1 protein-coding gene is annotated in these 483 nt (G+C 68.3%); it reads right to left on the minus strand.

Annotation, left to right across the window (positions count from 1 at the left end; all coding sequences use genetic code 11):
* Positions 1-367 (minus strand): hemerythrin domain-containing protein (locus EF918_RS36245; protein WP_260611029.1); only part of this gene is annotated, 367 nt, incomplete at its 3' end.
* Positions 368-483 lie beyond the last annotated feature (116 nt).

Genomic DNA, 483 nt, shown 5'->3' on the forward strand with positions numbered 1-483 from the left:
TCGCGCTCCTCCTCATCCAGGTGGTGGGACAGCGCCTCGGAGAGTTCGTGCGTCTTCTCGCTGAACTCCTCGCTGTGCTGGTCCTCGACCTCAGCAACGCCAGCAGGGCTTCGTTGCCCTCGTCGTGCTCGTGCTCGGAGTGCTCGACCTCCTCGGCGTCGATCGCGTCCTTCTTCCGCAGGGCGGGGTAGACCTTCGACTCCTCCGCCTCCGCGTGGGCGATCAGCACGGTGGCCAGATCCGCCAGCACCGCGGCCCGGTCGGACTGCACGTCCCGCAACTCGCGCAGTGCCTCCTCGAACCACCGGTGGTCGGCCAGGATGATCTCGACCACGTCGCCGCCGGTGTGCTGCAGGATCTTCGGCATTTCTGGTGTCCTCCCGGGTGATGAGACTGTCGGACCCCGGTACCCGCGCCCGGCCAGCCCATGCACGGTCGGGTTAGCCTGCGGGAATGGCCACTGTCCGCGCACTCGTCCGCCGC

The organism is Streptomyces sp. WAC06614 (assembly GCF_003949795.1).
Lineage (GTDB): Bacteria > Actinomycetota > Actinomycetes > Streptomycetales > Streptomycetaceae > Streptomyces.